Source organism: Pseudomonas sp. PDM18 (assembly GCF_014852585.1).
GTDB lineage: Bacteria > Pseudomonadota > Gammaproteobacteria > Pseudomonadales > Pseudomonadaceae > Pseudomonas.
The window spans coordinates 1-308 of record NZ_JACVBX010000049.1 but is presented as its reverse complement, the minus strand read 5'-3'; the positions used below and the strand labels follow the sequence as shown (position 1 = coordinate 308).

1 protein-coding gene is annotated in these 308 nt (G+C 62.7%); it reads right to left on the bottom strand.

What is annotated here, in order from left to right; all coding sequences use genetic code 11:
* Nucleotides 1-308 (bottom strand): hypothetical protein (locus tag IB274_RS30270; protein ID WP_192436302.1); only part of this gene is annotated, 308 nt, incomplete at both ends.

Here is a 308-nt window from a genome sequence, read left to right as displayed (position 1 = left end):
TTGCCACTGATGGTCTGCTCGGCCTTGGACTCGTCGATGTTGACGATGTCGTCACCGGCGATGACGTCGATGATCAGACCGGCAATCGGTTCCTCGATCTTCACCTCGTACGCATGCTTGGCGGTGACGTCGGTGCTGTTGCCCGCGGCATCGTGGGCCACCAGGGTGGCGTTGATGCTGTTGGCTTTCGCCAGGTCGGCACCGGCTACCTGCACGCTCCATTCGCCCGCGGTGTTCACCACGGCCTGATAGGCCGTGCCGTTGAGGTCGAACTTGACCACGTCACCGGCCTGGAACTCGCCTGTCAC